General features: G+C 41.4%; 13 protein-coding genes and 1 pseudogene. 4 read left to right on the forward strand and 10 right to left on the reverse strand.

From position 1 onward, the window contains the following. Window positions 1–498: 498 nt before the first annotated feature. Entirely contained in the window at window positions 499–1,236 is a 738-nt protein-coding gene (locus PSF16_RS11875) for a phosphatase (protein ID WP_036965827.1), read from the reverse strand. Between the two features lie 210 nt (window positions 1,237–1,446). After that, window positions 1,447–2,670, reverse strand: a complete 1,224-nt coding sequence (gene alr, locus PSF16_RS11880; protein ID WP_272689298.1) for an alanine racemase — start codon at window positions 2,668–2,670, stop codon at window positions 1,447–1,449. 411 nt (window positions 2,671–3,081) lie between these two features. On the opposite strand from alr, the gene PSF16_RS11885 reads away from it, so the two are divergent. Continuing rightward, a complete protein-coding gene (locus tag PSF16_RS11885) occupies window positions 3,082–3,408 on the forward strand; it encodes a helix-turn-helix transcriptional regulator (protein ID WP_006661622.1) in 327 nt (108 codons plus the stop codon). Beyond that, the gene (locus tag PSF16_RS11890) at window positions 3,402–4,718 is read left to right on the forward strand and encodes a type II toxin-antitoxin system HipA family toxin (protein ID WP_154633057.1); all 1,317 of its coding nucleotides are present in this window, start codon (window positions 3,402–3,404) and stop codon (window positions 4,716–4,718) included. Before PSF16_RS11885 ends, PSF16_RS11890 begins: the two co-directional genes overlap by 7 nt. Before the next feature lie 112 nt (window positions 4,719–4,830). On the opposite strand, the gene guaA is transcribed toward PSF16_RS11890, so the two are convergent. Continuing rightward, window positions 4,831–6,408, reverse strand: a complete 1,578-nt coding sequence (gene guaA / locus PSF16_RS11895; protein ID WP_006661621.1) for a glutamine-hydrolyzing GMP synthase — start codon at window positions 6,406–6,408, stop codon at window positions 4,831–4,833. A 100-nt stretch (window positions 6,409–6,508) separates the two neighbouring features. After that, a complete protein-coding gene (gene guaB / locus PSF16_RS11900) occupies window positions 6,509–7,975 on the reverse strand; it encodes an IMP dehydrogenase (RefSeq protein ID WP_006658865.1) in 1,467 nt (488 codons plus the stop codon). A 170-nt stretch (window positions 7,976–8,145) separates the two neighbouring features. On the opposite strand from guaB, the gene xseA reads away from it, so the two are divergent. Continuing rightward, window positions 8,146–9,513 carry an exodeoxyribonuclease VII large subunit gene (gene xseA, locus PSF16_RS11905; RefSeq protein ID WP_006658867.1) on the forward strand — a complete coding sequence of 456 codons (1,368 nt, stop codon included), beginning with the start codon at window positions 8,146–8,148 and terminating at the stop codon, window positions 9,511–9,513. Here xseA and aes read toward each other — a convergent pair. From aes to maeB, 6 genes and pseudogenes are all read right to left on the reverse strand, one after another. Next, window positions 9,502–10,470: pseudogene (gene aes, locus PSF16_RS11910) on the reverse strand (acetyl esterase). The gene xseA and the pseudogene aes sit on opposite strands and share 12 nt — an antisense overlap. Window positions 10,471–10,631: 161 nt before the next feature. Further along, a complete protein-coding gene (locus PSF16_RS11915; RefSeq protein ID WP_006658869.1) occupies window positions 10,632–12,893 on the reverse strand; it encodes a TonB-dependent receptor domain-containing protein in 2,262 nt (753 codons plus the stop codon). 140 nt (window positions 12,894–13,033) lie between these two features. Continuing rightward, window positions 13,034–15,166, reverse strand: coding sequence for a S9 family peptidase (locus PSF16_RS11920; protein ID WP_272689299.1), 2,133 nt, complete (start codon window positions 15,164–15,166; stop codon window positions 13,034–13,036). Window positions 15,167–15,178: 12 nt separating this feature from the next. Then, window positions 15,179–15,988, reverse strand: coding sequence for an energy transducer TonB family protein (locus tag PSF16_RS11925; RefSeq protein WP_272689300.1), 810 nt, complete (start codon window positions 15,986–15,988; stop codon window positions 15,179–15,181). Window positions 15,989–16,124: 136 nt separating this feature from the next. After that, on the reverse strand, window positions 16,125–17,018 hold the full coding sequence (locus PSF16_RS11930; protein ID WP_006661617.1) for a ChaN family lipoprotein: 894 nt from the start codon (window positions 17,016–17,018) through the stop codon (window positions 16,125–16,127). Between the two features lie 153 nt (window positions 17,019–17,171). After that, window positions 17,172–19,451, reverse strand: a complete 2,280-nt coding sequence (gene maeB / locus PSF16_RS11935; RefSeq protein ID WP_006661616.1) for an NADP-dependent oxaloacetate-decarboxylating malate dehydrogenase — start codon at window positions 19,449–19,451, stop codon at window positions 17,172–17,174. A gap of 449 nt (window positions 19,452–19,900) precedes the next feature. On the opposite strand from maeB, the gene PSF16_RS11940 reads away from it, so the two are divergent. Continuing rightward, a complete protein-coding gene (locus PSF16_RS11940) occupies window positions 19,901–20,521 on the forward strand; it encodes a LuxR C-terminal-related transcriptional regulator (RefSeq protein ID WP_006661615.1) in 621 nt (206 codons plus the stop codon). Window positions 20,522–20,575 lie beyond the last annotated feature (54 nt).

A 20,575-nucleotide genomic window follows, 5' to 3' on the forward strand; every position in this document is an offset into this window, starting at 1 on the left:
GCTAATAACTTTTTCATACTAAGTACCTTAAGATTAATTTATTAAGCAAGGATGTTCTTGCCACACTAATAAATCATATCTGTAGATCATTTCGCAATAGGAGAATATTAAAGATTCTTAAATTTTTTATAGGTTATTTTAATGAATAAATATTTTAATTTTGTTGATATTCCATTTACTTTCATAGGTTAATTTTCAATCTTTATTTGATTTACTGTGAAGTTAATTTGCTCATAAATATCAAATAGATAAATTAAAGATAGCCTTGATGTTAATTTTTTGGTTTTAAAGATCATCTTCATTCCAATTTATTTGATATCTATTTTTTCTTCGTTTTTATTTTAAAAACTCACTTTTTATCTTACTAATTTAATAAAGTTTCTTTTTTAAGATGTACTGACTTTTATTTTTATCTAAAGAGAACTTTTTTTGCTTACTTCAAGTAAAAAAGCCATTCAATCTTGAATGGCTTTTAAACGGATAATTTAAATTTTAAAATTAAAAATGGGCAAACTCAGGAATAGGCTTACGCCCATGAGCTTCTAAAAAGTCTAAAACACGACGTGGCGTGGTATTCAAAATTCGAGATTCCGGAAAATCGATCGATTTCAGCATTTCAATCACTTCATCAAAACGCCCTAAATAGCTAACATGATGAGAATCTGAGCCTAATGCAACCCAACCACCCGCTTCTTTCACCGCTTTTGCTATTTCTATGCAGTTCTTCTTACTACCCGCTCTTGAATGCAAGAAAGAGGAGTTGTTCATCTCTAGTGCCACGTTGCACTCTTTGGCTGCTTGGGCAACGGCTTTAATATCAATAGGATATTTGGGATTACCAGGATGAGTAATAATTTGCACTTTTCCGCTACGAATAGTGGCGATCATCGCTTCAGTATTGTCTTCTAAACTTTGTGGTTCTAAAACAGGCTCATGGAAACCCGCTAATATAATATCTAGGTGACGAGCTATCTTTTCATTGCAGTCTGTCTCACCTAACTTATTCTTAATATTTGCTTCAATCCCATAGAGCAAACCAACACCGCCTACAATGCGTGGCAATATTGGCATATTCCCAAAGTGCCACTCATGTGGAGCATCTTGCATCTCTGGGCCATGGTCAGTAATCGCAAATAGTTTCATGCCACGAGCGGCGGCTTCTGCAAAGTATTCATTAACAGTGCTAAATGCATGGGTGCTGGCGATAGTGTGAGCATGTAAATCAACTTGATACATAGAATATCCTTCTAATTCTTCTATTTGCCTTCTGACATTATTCAGATTGAAAAGATTATCTCCAAGCTAACATATCCCTACTCATGATTCGATAACAATTCTGTTAAACCGCACTTATCGGATCGTCATAGTAAATTGCAATTATTCTGATACCTCCATATACATAAAAAAAACCGCCACATGGACGGGTTTAAGTTCAGATAAAATGCCTTAATTCACAAGAATCCGCTTGTTTGTGGCTCCCCACAAAATGGACATTTCTGTAAACAAAGCACCGCTAATCTCTTCAACTTCCTCAGCGGTAATTTCTCCATTGCCTTGTTTACCAAAAAAGACAACCTCATCCCCTGGCTGAACATTTTTAAGGTCAGTAATGTCTACCATTACGGTATTCATGGATGTTTTCCCAAGAACCGGCACACGTTGACCATTAATCAATACATGGCCAGCATTACTGAAGACACGACGATATCCATCCGCATAGCCGACAGGTATATTGGCTAACACTGAGTCACGCTTCAAAGTGTAAGTTCTATCATAACCCACTGTATTTCCTTTCGGATAATGATTAACAGCCGCAATATTTGATTTAAACGTCATGACACGTTTGTAATCGTTGGTCGCAACAGTGTCACCATAAAAAATGCCACCAACACGTACCATATCTAACCACGATTCCGGTACCGTTAATGTTGCATAAGTATTCGCCACATGCAGTGTCACGTCCTCACGCTTTAGCCCTGTCATCTTTAACACTTGTTGAGACTGTTTTTTAAACTTAGCCAGATCCTGTCTAATTTGCGCTTCATCTTCTTCTGGGTAATGCGACATAATCCCGACAATCTTTAAATTTGGTAACTGCGAAATTAGCTTAGCTTGTTGTAATCCCTCAGCATTGCTAACCTCTAATCCATTGCGCGACATACCGGCTGAATTCAATGCAAGATGAATAGGAATAATGGTGTTTTGTTTCGCCCCAATCGCATTTAAGCGCTGCGCCATATCCAAGTTACCAATGAGTTCTTCTACATGAAATTCCGTCGCTTGAGCCATTTCTTTCTCAGTGGCGTTACGCACTCGCATTAAACGACCTTTAAAGCCTAAATCACGAACCTGCTTAAACTCTGTATTACTCGTTAATCCAATGCATTGGACATTATTCTCAATCATCACTGGTGTGACGAGCGTCAAATCATGCCCATAGGCATCCCCTTTTAAAACAGCGCACAACCCCGCTTTATCACCCAATAATGTTTGCACTTTCTTGATATTATAATCCAACGCACTGTGCGAAATTTCTATCCACGAATTATTAATGACCGCGGGTTGAACTTGTGCTGATGAGGTTTCAATGATGTTGGTTTTCGCGGGTTGCTGGCAGGCTGTCGCAACCAGCAAAGGCAAAAGAGCAAGATATCTAAGACGAAATGACACGTTTTTATCCTTAGCCATGGTTCAGTGAGTTTCCCCTCACCTTTATTATTATGATTACGGGGAGTGAACATATACCTTCTATGTATATAGGCTGCTGATAATAACAAGCTGAATTAATTGAACAAGTGATAATTGGGATATCTTGAATAAAAAATCACATTTTATGAATTTATAGTTATTTTCTATACGTCTATTTTGATTTTATCGGCCATCATCTCCCCGTGAGCGTTCCATCCAAAATGAAAATAATAAAAACATAGCAAAGTCCCAATTTATGGACTTTAAGGCGATAAAAACACATTAGGTCCATAATATAGGACTTAATAACACATTTGACTAGTGCATTATAAAGTCCTATATTTGATACATTAAAGTGTAATATTACATACTATGTCCAAATTGGGGGACATTATGACCAAGATAAAATCCGCTTTAGCTTATGCAGAGCAAATAGGTGAACGTCTAAAGCAAGCGAGACTCAATCAAAATTTAACCCAAGCTGAATTAGCGCAATTTGTTGGTGTCTCACGCAAAACAATCATGGCCGCAGAAAAAGGTCATGCCCAGCTAGAAATGTTTATTGCCATCATGATGGCACTCAACCTAACTGAACAATTAGATTTATTTTTACCTCCACAGCCAATATCCCCTATTCAGCTGATGAAGCTACAAGGAAAAAAACGTCAACGTGCATCTGGACAACGTACTGATATTGAAGAGGAAGAATTAGAATGGTAATGGAAGTCATCGAAGTGTGCTACCAAGGTGACAGTATTGGTGCATTAAGCTTTGATTCCTCTACGGGTCTTGGCGCGTTTGAATACACTCCTGAATTTATTAAAAAAGGCATCCAGCTTTCTCCGTTAAAGATGCCTTTATCTCCGCATATTTATCGTTTTCCTGAGCTCGATTATCAGACATTCAAAGGGCTACCAGGGTTAATTGCCGATTCTCTGCCCGATGATTTTGGTAACGCAGTCATGAATGCTTGGGTTTCGAGCCAAGGTAAATCCGTTGACAGCATTACACCTTTGCAGCGCCTGCAATACACGGGAAAACGCGGAATGGGCGCACTAGAGTACATCCCTGCTACAAAACTTCATTCTGGTAATAAGCAATCCGACATTCAGATTGAATCTCTTGTTGCTATCGCACAGGAGGTTCTCGATTTACGTGGCGATTTTCATTTGGAATTAAATCGTAATCACCAAGAAGATTCGGCAGCCATGATTGAACTACTTTCTGTCGGAATGAGTGCAGGTGGAGCAAGACCTAAGGCTGTGCTTGCCTTTAACCAAGACTTTACCCAAGTTCGATCAGGTCAATCTGATATTCCGGATAACTTCACGCATTATTTAATGAAATTTGATGGCGTCAGTGAGCATAATAAAAACCAAGAAACGTTTGGAGATCCCCTAGGCTACGGGGCAATGGAATATGTTTATCACCTGATGGCAAGACAGAGCGGTGTAGATATGATGCCCTGCCATTTATTAGATGAAGGTGCTAGACGGCATTTTATTACTCAGCGTTTTGATCGCATTGGTAATCAAAAAATTCATGTACAAACCTTAAACGGGCTAGCCCATGTGGATTATAAAAAGCCAGGCTCATTTTCTTATGCAGAACTATTTGGTATAGCGCGCGAACTGAGATTATCTGCAAATGACGCTTACCAATTATTGAGGCGTATGGCATTTAATATTATCGCTCGTAATCATGATGACCATTCGAAAAACTTTGCATTTATGCTTAAAGATAATAAATGGATTTTAGCGCCTGCATACGATCTTGCTTATAGTTATAAGCCTGGCAGCAAGTGGGTAAATAGCCATTGGATGAGTTTAAATGGGAAAAGAGATGATTTTAGACGCGACGATTTTTATTCTTTAATCAAGCTCAGCCCGGCATTTAACAAACAAAAAATCGATAATATTATCGATGAAACTATCGATGCAGTTTCACAATGGAATGATCTCGCCAAGGAGTGGGAAGTTCCGACGACATTGGCTGATGAGATAAGTAAAAATTTGAGGCTGGATATTTGACCAGCTTAGTTAATAAAACTGTTTTATATTTAAAAAAACAAAAAGGCACCAGTAAGTAACTGATGCCTTTAGTATTAATAATTTCTAAAAATCACTATCGATTATCGCTAAATCATTCCCACTCAATGGTTGCTGGTGGCTTGCCGCTGATATCATACACTACGCGGGAAATGCCATTCACTTCATTGATAATACGGTTAGAAACACGACCTAAGAAATCATATGGCAGGTGTGCCCAATGAGCAGTCATAAAGTCGATGGTTTCAACTGCACGCAGAGAAACAACCCAGTCATACTTACGGCCATCACCCATGACACCAACAGAGCGCACTGGTAAGAATACCGTGAACGCTTGGCTCACTTTATTGTACAGATCCGCTTTGTGCAGCTCTTCGATAAAGATAGCATCTGCACGACGCAGTAAGTCACAGTACTCTTTCTTCACTTCGCCCAGAACACGAACACCTAAACCTGGACCTGGGAATGGGTGACGATACAGCATGTCGTATGGCAGACCTAACTCCAGACCAATTTTACGTACTTCGTCTTTGAACAGCTCTTTTAGCGGCTCAACCAGACCCAGCTTCATATCTTCCGGTAAGCCACCTACGTTATGGTGAGATTTAATAACGTGCGCTTTACCCGTTGCTGAAGCCGCAGATTCGATAATATCTGGGTAGATAGTACCTTGAGCCAACCATTTGATATTTTTAAGCTTAGAAGACTCTTCATCGAACACTTCGATAAATACGTGACCAATCTTCTTACGCTTTTCCTCAGGATCAGAAATACCTGCTAGAGCATTCATAAAGCGGTCTTCTGCTTTTGCATGAATAATGTTCAGGTCAAATTTACCTTGGAACATTTCCATGACTTGCTCAGCTTCGTTTAAACGTAATAAACCGTTATCCACGAATACGCAAGTTAAACGCTTACCGATAGCGCGGTGTAATAGCAGCGCAGTGACAGAAGAGTCCACACCACCAGACAGCGCTAACAGAACGTGGTCATCACCGATTTGTTCTTTTAAGCGAGCAACGGTATCTTCGATAATTGCCGCTGAAGTCCACAGCGCTTCACATTGGCACAGATCCAACACGAAACGTTTTAAAATATTCAAACCTTGGTGTGTATGGGTTACTTCAGGATGGAACTGAACACCATAGAAACGCTTTTCAACATCTGCCATGATGGCATATGGGCAGCTAGGCGTGCTGGCAATCGTTTTAAAGCTTGATGGGATTGCAGTCACTTTGTCGCCGTGGCTCATCCATACATCTAAAACTGGCTTACCATCTTCGTTAATTGCATCTTGGATATCACGGAACAGGTCGCAATCTTCAAGAATTTCAACGTTTGCGTAACCAAATTCGCGCTCACCAGACACCTCAACGGCACCACCTAATTGCATAGACATGGTTTGCATGCCATAGCAGATACCTAATACAGGAACGCCTGCATTAAAAACATACTCTGGTGCACGTGGGCTGTCTGCTTCAGTGGTACTTTCTGGACCACCAGACAAGATAATGCCGTTAGGGTTGAACTCTCTAATTTGTTCTTCCGTGACGTCCCATGCCCACAGTTCACAGTAGACGCCAATTTCACGGATACGACGAGCAATCAGCTGAGTGTACTGAGAGCCAAAGTCAAGGATAAGAATGCGATGCTTATGGATATTTGTAGTCATTTGAGGAGAATTCCAACAATTCAAGTCAAAATAAAAGGCGGTGGCGCTACCACGATATCGCGCCACCCTGAAACTTTTTACTTACCGTTTTAAAGGGTAATTACTGCCCTAAACGATAGTTAGGAGACTCTTTCGTGATAGTCACATCATGAACGTGACTTTCTTGAATACCCGCACCACTGATACGAACGAATTCAGCTTTTGTTCTCAGCATATCGATAGTACCGCAGCCTGTCAGACCCATACATGAACGTAAACCGCCCATTTGTTGGTGAATGATCTCTTTTAGGCGACCTTTGTATGCCACACGACCTTCGATGCCTTCTGGTACCAGTTTGTCGGCTGCGTTATCTGATTGGAAATAACGGTCAGAAGAACCTTTAGACATCGCGCCCAGAGAGCCCATTCCACGGTATGCTTTATAGGTACGACCTTGGAACAAAATTGTTTCGCCCGGAGATTCTTCGGTACCTGCGAACATGGAACCCACCATGACACATGCTGCGCCCGCTGCGATAGCCTTAGAAATATCACCAGAGAAACGGATACCGCCATCTGCAATAACCGGAATACCAGTACCTTCTAATGCGCCCGCCGCTTCAGCGATCGCAGTGATTTGAGGCACACCAACACCGGTTACGATACGAGTCGTACAGATTGAACCTGGACCAATACCCACTTTTACTGCGCTAACGCCAGCATCAGCCAACGCTTTCGCACCTTCAGCCGTTGCAACGTTACCACCGATAATTTGTAAATCAGGGTATTTTTGACGTGTTTCACGAATGCGTTGTAAAACGCCTTCAGAATGACCGTGTGAAGAGTCAATCAGCAGGACATCCACACCCGCAGCAACCAAGGCATCAACGCGCTCTTCGTTGCCTGGACCTGCACCTACAGCCGCACCGACACGTAAGCGACCTTGTTCGTCTTTACATGCATTTGGTTTACGTTCTGCTTTTTGGAAATCTTTAACGGTGATCATACCTAACAGATGGAAGCTATCGTCGATCACTAAGGCTTTTTCAACACGTTGCTCATGCATTTTTTGTAATACAACTTCGCGTGCTTCGCCTTCTTTTACCGTCACTAAGCGCTCTTTTGGTGTCATCACTGCGGTAACTGGTTGGTCCAAATCTGTCACGAAACGCACGTCACGACCTGTAATAATACCGACTAAAGAATTATCTTTAGAGACAACAGGATAACCCGCAAAACCATTACGTTCGGCCAATTCTTGCACTTCACGGATCGTGGTTTCAGGGGTAACAGTGACAGGATCGGTAACCACGCCGCTTTCGTGTTTCTTCACGCGACGAACTTCTTCAGCTTGGCGCTCAATGGACATGTTTTTATGGATAAAACCAATACCACCTTCTTGAGCCAGTGCGATAGCCAGATCAGATTCGGTGACAGTATCCATCGCTGCGGAGAGCATAGGAATATTCAGGCGGATTTTTGCAGTCAGTTGAGTGGACAGATCTGCCGTGTTTGGCAGTACAGTTGAGTGTGCAGGAACGAGTAAAACATCGTCGAAAGTTAGTGCTTCTTTTTTAATGCGTAACATAGGCAATATCCCACCAGGCAGCGTTATGAAAGGTATAAAATATTGCCGCGGCATTATACACACCGTAATCGGTTGCTTCCAGCACTTTTTTCAAAAAAAGCTTGATAAGTCCGTCGGCTGCGTTAGTATCAATCAATTAAGTCATTGTTTTAAAATTTGATCTAGCTCACATGTCGACTCAACAAAATAGCGCAATTTATTCCGTCAGCAAGCTCAACCAAACGGTAAGAGAACTTCTTGATACTCAAATGGGCCGAATTTGGTTAACTGCCGAAATTTCCAATTTTTCGCAGCCCAGTTCAGGACATTGGTACCTGACTCTCAAAGATGATCGTGCACAAGTTCGCGCGGCAATGTTTCGTGGACAAAATACCCGCGTCACCTTTCGCCCGCAAAATGGGCAACAAGTTTTGGTTCGTGCGACCGTTACACTGTATGAACCACGCGGTGATTACCAACTGATTATCGAAAGCATGCAACCTGCGGGTGAAGGTCTTCTGCAACAGCGCTTTGAGCTACTCAAACAAACACTCAATGCTCAAGGCTTGTTTGATGTTATCCACAAACAAGCGTTACCGTCCCCGGCAAAACGGGTGGGTATCATCACCTCTGCAACCGGTGCGGCTTTACATGATATTTTGAATATTCTTCATCGTCGCGACCCGTCCCTCCCAGTGGTGATTTACCCAACCGCGGTTCAAGGGGATTTAGCGCCAGCACAAATCGCCAGAGCTATCGAACTGGCGAACTTACGTCATGAGTGCGATGTGTTAATTGTCGGTCGTGGTGGTGGTTCTCTGGAAGATTTATGGGCATTTAACGAAGAGATCGTTGCGAGAGCCATTTTTAATAGCCGATTACCGATTATTAGCGCCGTTGGTCATGAAACTGACGTCACTATTGCGGATTATGTTGCTGATGTTCGAGCGCCTACCCCCTCCGCAGCAGCAGAGCTTGTCAGTCGTAATCAAACTGAAATGCTGCGCCAGCTAAAATCAGGACAGCAACATCTCGAAATGGCGATGGATTATTACTTAGCGGCTCAGCAACAACGTTTTGCACGCTTGCAGCATCGCTTGCAACAACAACACCCTCAACTACGTCTTGCTCGGCAACAAAATCAAATTTCTGCTCTGCGCCAAAAACTAACAAATGCCATCAATCGCCAACTACAATCATCAACCTTCAAGTTTGATAAAAACCAGCGTCGACTTATGCAAAATGACTTACGTCCTCAATTGCAGCGTCAACAGCGCCAATTGCAGCAAACCCAGTATCATTTGCAAAATATGTTGACCCACTTAGTTACCCGCTACCGCCAACGTTTCGCTGTCGCATGCTCAAAAATGGAGGCGGTTAGTCCTCTCGCCACACTCGCCCGCGGTTTTAGTATCAGTGAAACTCCCGAAGGCACCGTGTTGAAAAAGACCAGCCAAGTGAAATTGGGTCAACAACTCAAAACACGCTTGAATGATGGGTGGGTGGAAAGCCAAGTCACCAACATTCAAAAGGTTCGCACGAAAAAATCAACCAAATAACTGTTTTATAAAATATATGGCACCATCCCGAATCGCATTATCCGCGGTTGGCATGATACGAGAGTAATGTAAAAAAGCATGTAATGTCCCTGAATACATTTTATATTCATATGGGACTTTATGTGCTTGAAACGTTTAAAATAATGTTTCGCTATCATCAATTAATGGGTCATATTGAGCACTTGCAATGAAACAAGGCGGTATACCTTGTGTTAGGTCATTATTAAATAAACAATAGTAAGGCTCTTCGCGACTACCTAAAGCGGTTAAATAAGCATTATCATATTCTTGGAGATCTTCTCGCCTTAACCCGTCCCATTCTCCCCCATACAGGCGACGACTACGCGAGTCGTGTAACCCATATAATCCATACCACAGCAACACTGCACAAATATCACCACAGTAAATGTGTTTATCCCGTAACCATAATACCGTGGCAAGCGCTAGCATTGCGCCTGCTGAGTCTCCTGCGAATCCAATATGGTTCATATTGAGCGTGAATTTCTCAGCGTGCTGATAATAGAATTGACACACCGCGACCGCCTCTTCTATGGCTTGGGGATAATGCGCCTCTGGAGAAAGTGTATAATCGATGCCAATCACCGTACAACCTGTGTACAGTGCCAGTAAGCGCATAATACGATCATGCGTATCGAGATTACCGAGAATAAATCCACCACCGTGCAAGTAAAACAGTGTGGCAGGCGTCTTTTCTATAGGGTGATAAATTCGCGTGACAACGTCACCTTTGTCTGTTGGGACAAGATTGTTTTTTATGCTAAATAATTCTGGGGAATTCGCATTCCAATAACGCCGATCCTCAATATAAGCAAGCCGCTGAGCCTCATAACTTCCATCATTGGGCTCAACAGGATCTTTCTGCGCATAATAGGCAATCACTTTTTGCATCTCAGGAGAGATCAATTCGAGCACATTAATTTTATTGGTTATTTTCATTATGGTTCTCCTTGGATTTATTACCTTATTGTAATAAATCCAAGGAGATAAACTGCGAGAAGGGTATCCAATATTGAATGGCGTTTAAAGCGCGTGTCTATCAATCGTCGTTAGTGTGTAAGACTAAAAAGACTAAACGCCTTAATTATTTTACTGCTTAGTTAAAAACGCACTTGCCCACCAATCATATAACTACGTCCCCTTCCCGTTTCATTATTGCGACCTCGTTCCTCCATTACAGCACCTGAATTAGCACGGTTTAATACATCCGTGTAATTTTCGTTTGTGAGGTTATTAATCGCCATCATTAACTTGAAGTTTTTATTGATTTCATAATCTGCATATAGATCAACAATAGTAGGTTGCTTCTCATATTTTTCAGTCATCGCATCCCCATTTATATCTCCATCCGGAATTGGGCTAATGCGCTTAGAAGGTCCCGTCCATGTAATGGCTGAGCCAAGCGTCAGTTTTTCATCAAATAAACGCACGCCAGAATCTAAAGTCACATAATATTCAGGTAATTGGGTAAAGTCCCCTGCACTAAATACCGATGTACTGTTGATTGACACGGGTTGTTTGCCAGACTCTTGGGTGTAAGAAACCATGGAGTAAAATACCCCTGCATCGTAGTTTGCTTGTAGCTCATAACCGCGTAAATTAACATCACGGGGATCGTTCACATACATATCTGCGCGTTGGAAAATATCCGGATTTTCTTTATCCCACACATCATCATTAATTAAACACCAATCAAACTCTTCTTGAGAGTTTGCACGACATAGCAGGAAAGACTTACTCGTGATGTAGTCTTTGATATGTGTATGGAACCACAGCGCTTTCAGGTTGAACTGATCACCTTCTACAATTAAGTCTGGCTTAAAACTATTAAAACCTACCTGCCAAGTTTGCGACTTTTCTCCTTTTAGGAATGGATTCATACTCTGACCACCATTTTGAGAGAAAAAAGCTTCCTGAGAGTTTGGTGCTCTCATTGAGTGCGCATAACTCACAAAAGGTTGAAATTCAGGAATAATTTGAGCGGAAACCAACACTCCGGGGTTAATGCCACTTTCCCGTAGATTTAATGTACTCGCTTCTTGAGGGAAGCATTTTTCCGTTTCATCACAAGCGGGTTTATACCCCTTAACTCGATAATTAAGGTAATTGAGGTCAAAGGTAGCCGTATAAATATCATACTGCGCTTCAAATTGGGTATACAAACTCGCAATATCTTGCGTACCGCTCGGAGAAAATGGGTTATAAATAACCGTATTTGGATCTTCCACTGGCTGCGTGATTTTTTGGTACTTAGTTTTCATTAGCTTCGAACCAAGCTGCCATTTGAAATCCATCTCACCATAAGAAAAACGGCTAGTATTGGAAATATTAATACTGTCTGATTTATTCTCTGACTCCGCATCCTTTAATGCACCACCAATAGGTTCGCCTTGGAATTTTTGCGTGTTAAACCCATGACTGGCGAGCACCTCAACATCTATCAATTCATTGATTGGCGTGTATTTATATTTCAGATAATAATCTTCGCTATTAATCTTACGGCTGGTTAGCTTATTTTGTAAAAATCGACCACTGAATTCGACTTCATGGCTATCATTCGGTTTATACTTTAATTTGGTTAATTGAGATTGCGGTTTTTGTTTAAATGTCGGGTCTGTTGCAAATTCATCTGTATCAAAACCATCCCCGTTTTTATAACTTCCAGGAATATTATGTCCACTCACTGCAATTAACCCACCGAAATACCCTTCGCCATCGTTTAATAAGGATTTTCCTGCAACAGAAACCATCCCATTATATCCGAGCCCATTATCACCCCAACTCCCCTTACTGCGCACTCCCCATAAATTATCCTTAAAAATAACGTCATCAATGGATAAGGTTCGGAAATTGGCACTACCCGCTAAGGCGTTGACACTATTACTGCCGTTGAGTTGCCCTTTCTCTACCTCAACAGACACAATAAAGTTAGGGTCAATCAGTGAGCCAAAATCATTACTTGGCTGCATCCCGTGAGTATATTTACTGGGTGATATTCCGTAGTAGCTTTGCGTGACGCCATCCACCATCATATTCACGCGGCCAAAGCCACTGAGACCACGGATATTCACATTGATGGTGCCTTGGCTTGCGTCCATTTGAGTGTAAGTTCCCGGCATAGAGCGGATAATTTTATCCATAGACTGCAGTTTATTTTCAGTACCTACCGCGCTATACGCCCCTGGTTTTTCTAATGCTTTCACCAACGGCGTTTGTTTCTGTGCGCCGGAGACTTTTAATTGGCTAAAATTAACCACATCATCCTGCTGCTGATTTGTCTGCTGTGTATTTTCAGCCAAAGCGAACCCTTGGAAGCCAGTGGAAATAGTCCCAGCTACCATGATTATTATTTTATTATTCATTAAACCATTCCTGTAAACGTACTAATAAAACAGTCGCTCACATTGCAAACGCAGAATAAATGTCATTTCTGCGAATAGGATTAGTTGTCGGTTTTAATAACCATACAACTAATCCTAGATAACCTTATATTGGCTACTTATTATTTATACTCTGGAAAATATGTTTCTTTGTTTTCTAACATCAGAATAAAACTGTATTCCCTTGCAATATCATCTAATGCATTAAAACGACCTGATTTTCCGCCATGCCCTGCATTCATATTGGTTTCTAATAACAATAGTGAATTGCCCTGTTTAAGATCGCGTAATTTCGCAACCCATTTAGCAGGTTCCCAGTACTGCACTTGTGAGTCATGCAACCCTGTAGTGACTAGAATATGAGGGTAATGCTGCGCTTTAATATTGTCATACGGGCTATAGGCTTTAATTCGCCAGTAATCCTCTTCATTTTCAGGATTACCCCACTCGTCATATTCCCCTGTTGTCAGTGGAATTGAAGGGTCAAGCATGGTGGTGACCGCATCAACAAATGGTACGGCAGATACTACGCCTTCATATAGGTCAGGTGCCATATTAACAACAGCCCCCATTAATAGACCACCGGCACTGCCTCCCATGGCATAGACATGACCTTTTTTCCCATAACCTTGCGCCAATAATGCGTGGGTAACATCAATAAAGTCCGTAAAGGTATTCATTTTATGGACGGTTTTACCTTGAATGTACCAATTTTTACCCAGATCGCCGCCGCCACGAATATGGGCGATAGCATACACAAATCCGCGATCAAGCAAGGACAATCGAGAAGAACTAAATGATGGGTCGATGCCGTATCCATACGCTCCGTAGCCATAGACTAACAGCGGGTTTTTACCCTGTTTGAAGCTATCTTTGCGATAAACCAATGAAACAGGCACTTTCACACCATCTCTCGCCGTAATCCAAATTCGTTCACTTTGGTAATTTTCTTTGTTGAAGTCTTTTACTTCTTCTTGTTTTAATAGCTGTTTCTCTTGCGTTAGCATATTAATTTCATACACAGAAGAAGGTGTCGTCATCGAGGAGTAGCCGTAGCGTAATTTATCGGTATCTGGCTCAGGGTTATTGCCAATCCACGCCATATAAGCGGGATCCTCAAAACTGACAGCATGCTCTTTTTGAGTTAACCAGCTAATTTGGCGAATATTAACGAGACCATTTTGACGTTCTTCAATGACTAGCCAATTATTGAATAAGGCAAAATCCTCAAGATCAACATTGTCACGCGGCGCAATATAACTGACCCACGGAGCTGCCGCATTATCTGCAATGTACAAACCAAATAATGGATGCTGATGATTTGAGCGAATATAAAATTTTCCATTAAAATGGTCAGGATAATATTCCACACCCGTTTTACGTGGTTGTAGAACTATTGCATCATGCTGCGGCTGATTTGCATCAAGAAGACGGTATTCAGACGTTTCAGTACTGGTAATCCCAATTAAAATATAATCTTTGGAAATCGATTTCGCTAAGCTAACGTAGTAAGTATCATCTTTCTCTTCATACACGAGCTTATCAGCCGATTGCAAAGTCCCATATTGATGCTTAACTACTTGATAAGGCAGCAATGTTTTTTTGTCTTTGTTGACGTAAAACAACGTGTGATTATCATTCGCCCAAACGATATTGCCTGACGTATTTGTCAGCACATTTTCTTGCCACGTGGAGTCATCAATTTTACGAAATGAGACAGCATAATCGTTACGACCTTGGCGGTCTTCCGCAATCGCAATCGTTGTATTATCCGGTGATATCGCTAATGCCCCCATCCGGTAATATTCAACGCCTTCTGCGCGTTGGTTACCATCAACTAATACTGTCCATTCGTCGTTGCTATTAATTGGGCGTCTTTCATAGATTGAGTAATTTTTCCCTGCCACGACACGAGAGCGGTACGTATAACCATTGTAGTTATAGGGTACAGATTCATCATCCTGCTTCACTCGGGATAATAATTCATCGTAAATTTGTTGTTTTAATGGCTCACCCCGCTCAAGTTGTTGCGCGGTATAGGCATTTTCTTGATTCAAATATTCAATAATTTCTGGAGCTTCACGGTTATCATCTCTTAACCAATAATAGTTATCGACACGTTCGTCACCATGAATTGTCATAACATGGGGCTGTTTTTTCGCTATTGGTGCTAGCATTTTATCCTCCGCAGCGCTGCTGGCTGCATATAACCCAAGTAGTGTGACCACGCAAAATGTGGTGATTCTATTATGCATAGTGAATCCAATCTATTTATCATTAAGTGTAAAATCAATAGGTAACCTGACAGTTATCCGCCCATTGTTTAATATCTTCGTCGGAGGCTCGGGTAACGGCGCGGCACGCGATAAAACTTGCAGGGCTTCTTTGTCTAAAGAGCGAGTACCTGATGAGCCCACTAAACTGCTATCAAGTAAAAAGCCTTGGCTATCCACCGTAAACATCACCACAGGTTTGCCGATACGATTGCGTTTGCTCGCATCTTCTGGGTAGCGCTTATATTTATTCAATTTTCCCAGCACGATGGCTTCCCATTGCTTCTGAAGGCTATCATTTGCATCTGATTGGCTATTCAGTTCCGCTGCAATTTTTTGACTTAGTACCGGTGCGGCGGCATCACTGGTCGCAGGTGCATCGCTGGCTTTCGAATCGGTGGTTTGCACTTTTTTAACTTGCTTCTGTTCCTGTTTCTGTTTCTGTTTTTTCAGCTCAGGCTTCGTTTTTTTGGCTTCAGCCTTAATGAGTTGCACTTCAGCTTGTTCATTAACGGGCAAAGCAGGGATCGCGATATCTTCCGATGGTGCCTTGTGAGATTCACTCGCGACGGCAAGCTCTTGCGTTTTTCCAATATTCACTTCCGTTAACTGTTTAGCTTGAGCTTCGATAGACAACTCCATCACCACAGACGGTGGCGGCAGTGAGTCTTCCCATCGCTTATTATGCGTTGTCCAAATAAAAATCCCCACAATAGCAACGTGTAAAACGACTGCTAAAGCCAGCCATCCGCCCATTTTGGTGGTTCTACTGACATACCCACTTTCAAACGTTATTGTGCTCATATTCATCTTACGTGCTTTTATAGAGTTGCAAATGATAATTAATAACGAATGCAAATGGAAATTATTTGTAAATAAATATGATGATTACTTCACAAAATTAACGATTTTAAATCATCATATTAGTGACTATTGGTGATTATTTCGGCGTATACCACACATAATCCGCATGTAGGTTGTCGATTTCTTCACCTACCTCAGAAATAATCAATACTTTCAATGGTTCATTAGGTGCAAGGTCGAGTACATGTAATGGAACACCAATTGCTCGTGTTGCATGATATCCCCCAGCAAAAAGAACCGCTGGAGCAGGTGCATCCAATAACCCTTGAGCCATTGCCCTATCTCTTAGCTGTTGGATATTCATCATTTTGTTAGATTGAATATCATCCAATTCACCATTGTGTGAGCGTTTAATGGTTTCATTGATTAATGCTTGAATAACGGGTTGTGTTGAGTGCTTTCCTGTCAGCTTAGGCGGGTTATTGTAAGCTTCCATAACGGCATCTCGATTAATATTTGCCGCTAACACTGGGTATGGCTGAGCTAACAAATACTTCACTAAATTCCCATATTGTGCCCATGGCCAACCTGTATTCCAATGCAACACTTCTTGTAATTTTTCGTCTCGAATATAAGGATTGCCTTGCATTTGTTTCTGGACATTGGCGACCTTACTTTGTTGATTGGGAGTAAGCATCTCTAGCAATACCGCCCCTTGCGGGCGTATCTGTTGCATTTCTTGTGCCACCCACTGCTCAATTTGATGATGATAAATATTATCGTGTTTTTCCCCAACAATGACCCGTGGGGATGCCGCAAGTTGTTGGATTAATTGCTGTGGTGTGATGGATTTACCGGAATCCAAATCAATGATTTTACCAACTTGAGTTAATTGAGGATCCAACTGTGTGGCAGGTTTTGGCGTTTGAGAGGTACATCCTAGCTGTGTGAAACTCAAAACGAAAAGCATTCCTAAGCTCAGGAGTGATGACTTTTTCGTTAAATAATTCAAAGAACGTGCTGATATCATTATCTTTTCCATATAGTGACTTTGAAGTCATTCAAAATACAGATAATGATAATCATTTTCAAATAAAAAAGACTCCCATTAACAAGAATGGAAGTCTTTCTGGGGAACTCGATAATTAATCAATCATTCGATAAATTATTATCAAGGCAATAATTACAGTGGGTTTGTTTGAGCTTCCACTGCTGCTAATGCCACCATGTTCACTATGCGGCGAACTGAGGCAATTGGCGTTAAAACATGGACGGGTTTAGCAACACCCATTAATACTGGGCCTACCGTCACACCATCAGAGCTGGTCACGCGCAGTAAGTTATAACTAATACGTGCAGCTTCCATGTTTGGCATAATTAATAAGTTTGCAGAACCTTTCAATGGGCTATCTGGCATCACATCTTTACGAATTGATTCAATTAATGCCGCATCTGCATGCATTTCACCATCAATTTCTAAGTTTGGTTCACGGGCTCTCACTAACGCTAGCGTATCACGCATTTTCTGTGCCGATGAGCAATCTGAAGACCCAAAACTTGAACGGGATAACAACGCAACTTTTGGCTCAATACCAAATCGACGAACAGTATCCGCCGCCATTAACGTGATTTCCGCTAACTCTTCAGGGGTTGGATCTTCGTTCACATAGGTGTCGGCAATGAACGTATTACCCGTTGGTAATAACAAAGCGTTCATTGCGCCCGCAGCGTGAGCCCCCTCACGGAAACCAAACAGGTCTTTAACCACTTGGTAATGTTCACTGTAGCTACCGATTGAACCACAGATCATGCCATCTGCTTCACCTCGCAGTACCATGATACCGCCGATAATGGTTGGGTTCGCAATCAAGGCACGACGCGCCATTTCTTGGGAGATGCCACGACGCTTCATGATCTGATAATATTCTTGCCAGTATTCTTTAAAGCGTGGGTCATTTTCGTTGTTGACCACTTCAAAGTCTTTGCCCAGCTCGATATGTAATCCTAGTTTTTGGATACGCATCTCAATCACGCTTGGACGCCCAACCAGAATTGGGAAAGCTAAACCAAGAGAAACTAACTCTTGAGTTGCATGTAAAACACGCTCTTCTTCCCCTTCCGCTAAAACAATGCGTTTTAACTCTTTTTTCGCTTGAGAGAAAATAGGCTTCATAAATAAGTTTGTTTTATGCACAAACTGATTCAATTTTTCAACATATGCATCCATATCCGTAATTGGACGCGTTGCGACACCCGATTCCATCGCCGCTTTCGCAACGGCTGGCGCAATTTTGACAATCAGACGTGGGTCAAACGGCTTAGGAATAATGTATTCTGGACCGAAAAACAGATCTTGGTTGCCATATGCTGAAGCCACTTCTTCGCTTTGCTCCGCCAGCGCTAAGTCCGCAATAGCATATACACACGCCAGTTTCATCTCTTCGTTAATGGTGGTCGCACCCACATCCAAAGCACCACGGAAGATGAATGGGAAACACAGCACGTTGTTAACTTGGTTCGGGTAGTCTGAACGTCCCGTGCAGATAATCGCATCAGGGCGAACTTCTTTCGCCAGTGGTGGCAAAATCTCAGGTTCAGGGTTTGCCAAGGCTAAAATCAGCGGGTCTTTTGCCATGGTTTTAACCATTTCTGGTGTTAATAGTCGAGGACCAGAACAACCGAGGAAAATATCCGCGTCAGGAATCGCATCCGCTAATGTACGCTGTCCATTATCTTCAATGGCATAAGCAGCTTTAGTCGCATCCATTCGCTCATCACGACCTTTATAAATGACCCCTTTTGAGTCACAAACGGTGATGTTTTCACGTTTTAATCCTAATGCAACTAATAAGTTCATGCAGGCAATCGAGGCCGCACCCGCACCGGATACCACTAAACGAACATCGCCAATTTCTTTTTTCACAATACGCAGACCATTGATCACCGCTGCCGTACAGATAATCGCGGTACCGTGTTGGTCATCATGGAACACAGGAATATTCATGCGTTCACGTAATTTTTGCTCAATATAAAAACACTCTGGTGCTTTAATATCTTCGAGGTTGATACCGCCAAAGGTCGGTTCTAACGACGCAATAATATCGATGAGTTTGTCTGGATCGGTTTCATCCACTTCAATATCGAAAACATCAACGCCCGAGAATTTCTTAAATAAAACGCCTTTCCCTTCCATAACAGGCTTACCGGCCAATGCACCGATATTCCCTAAACCCAGTACTGCTGTACCGTTAGAGATAACCCCTACAAGGTTACCTTTTGCTGTATAGCGGTACGCTTTCAGTGGATCATCCGCAATTTCCAAGCACGGCACGGCTACCCCTGGAGAGTAGGCTAATGCGAGGTCGCGTTGGGTTACTAATGGTTTGGTTGGTGTGACAGTAATTTTCCCAGGATGAGGAAACTCATGAAAATCGAGAGCACTTTGTTTTAATTTATCATCCATCATCAAGTCCTTTCAAAATTTGGTAAGGTAAGAGCCTTCACAGTATAAACACATCTTGTTAGCAAATCATGATCGTGCCTATGATTTCCAGAAAAATCTTTCAGTTACAAGAAATCTACACGGATTTACCACAAAATGACAATGGTGTATTTTTAGATATACACAATATTGTTATTATTTTTATTCATATCATTTTTTAAATACCTTTAATTTTTTTCAATCTTAGTTATTATTTTTTTGAAATTAATGTATTATTCCAAAGCTCGCTTCTATTTGACCTAAAATATATTAAGCTCCATAAATTTCGCTTCCATTATTCATGTTTTTATAAAGCCAATTGACTCATCAATTAAGAATGATGATTTCATGCAAACTTAAATATATTATATTTTAACTATATTAAATCTAGTTAATCGAATAAGTTGTAAGACATAAAAAAGGAACCCACTATGTCTAATCATACGGTTATGATTATCGATGAACATCCTATTTTTCGCTTTGGATTATCCCACTTATTAACATCAAAAGCTGAATTTGAAATTTCAGCTGAAGTTACAAATAGCAAAGAAGCCTTAAACATTGCCACCACTAAACAGCCCAATATGATACTGATCGACACTATCTTACAGGGTAATAAAACATTCGAGACTATCCGATTACTGCGCAAACATTGCATTAATAGCTACCTCCTTGTACTTTCCTTCTCAACAATGAAAACGGATATCTACTCTGCCATTGATGCCGGTGCTCAAGGTTACCTACTAAAAAATAGCGAGCTAGATATGTTACTCAATAGCATAAAAAAAGCGATGGAGGGGCATCATGTATTCAGCGAAAAAGTTTATCAACATCTTATCACTCGACATCAAACTAAAGACCCACTATCCACATTAACCCGGCGTGAATGTGAAATATTGCATGAAATGGCCGCTGGATTAAAAAATAAAGAAATTTCTCAGTTATTATTTATTTCAGAGGAAACCGTTAAAGTTCACATTCGAAATGTTCTGAAAAAATTACGGGTTCGTTCTCGCTTAGAAGCCAGTTTAATATACATGCGCTCAAAATAATTCAACATGATTTAATTTAATTGATGTAAGTTATCTAAATTAATTATTTTATTA

Origin of the sequence: Providencia sp. PROV033, from assembly GCF_028484855.1 — a bacterium.
In the GTDB taxonomy this organism is placed as follows: domain Bacteria; phylum Pseudomonadota; class Gammaproteobacteria; order Enterobacterales; family Enterobacteriaceae; genus Providencia; species Providencia alcalifaciens.

Bases quoted from the DNA above. Each gene is read 5' to 3' on its own strand.
- PSF16_RS11875 (WP_036965827.1), bottom strand. From the start codon at position 1,236: ATGTATCAAGTTGATTTACATGCTCACACTATCGCCAGCACCCATGCA.
- PSF16_RS11885 (WP_006661622.1), top strand. From the start codon at position 3,082: ATGACCAAGATAAAATCCGCTTTAGCTTATGCAGAGCAAATAGGTGAA.
- PSF16_RS11890 (WP_154633057.1), top strand. From the start codon at position 3,402: ATGGTAATGGAAGTCATCGAAGTGTGCTACCAAGGTGACAGTATTGGT.
- guaA (WP_006661621.1), bottom strand. From the start codon at position 6,408: ATGACTACAAATATCCATAAGCATCGCATTCTTATCCTTGACTTTGGC.
- guaB (WP_006658865.1), bottom strand. From the start codon at position 7,975: ATGTTACGCATTAAAAAAGAAGCACTAACTTTCGACGATGTTTTACTC.
- xseA (WP_006658867.1), top strand. From the start codon at position 8,146: ATGTCGACTCAACAAAATAGCGCAATTTATTCCGTCAGCAAGCTCAAC.
- PSF16_RS11915 (WP_006658869.1), bottom strand. From the start codon at position 12,893: ATGAATAATAAAATAATAATCATGGTAGCTGGGACTATTTCCACTGGC.
- PSF16_RS11920 (WP_272689299.1), bottom strand. From the start codon at position 15,166: ATGCATAATAGAATCACCACATTTTGCGTGGTCACACTACTTGGGTTA.
- PSF16_RS11925 (WP_272689300.1), bottom strand. From the start codon at position 15,988: ATGAGCACAATAACGTTTGAAAGTGGGTATGTCAGTAGAACCACCAAA.
- PSF16_RS11930 (WP_006661617.1), bottom strand. From the start codon at position 17,018: ATGATATCAGCACGTTCTTTGAATTATTTAACGAAAAAGTCATCACTC.
- maeB (WP_006661616.1), bottom strand. From the start codon at position 19,451: ATGGATGATAAATTAAAACAAAGTGCTCTCGATTTTCATGAGTTTCCT.
- PSF16_RS11940 (WP_006661615.1), top strand. From the start codon at position 19,901: ATGTCTAATCATACGGTTATGATTATCGATGAACATCCTATTTTTCGC.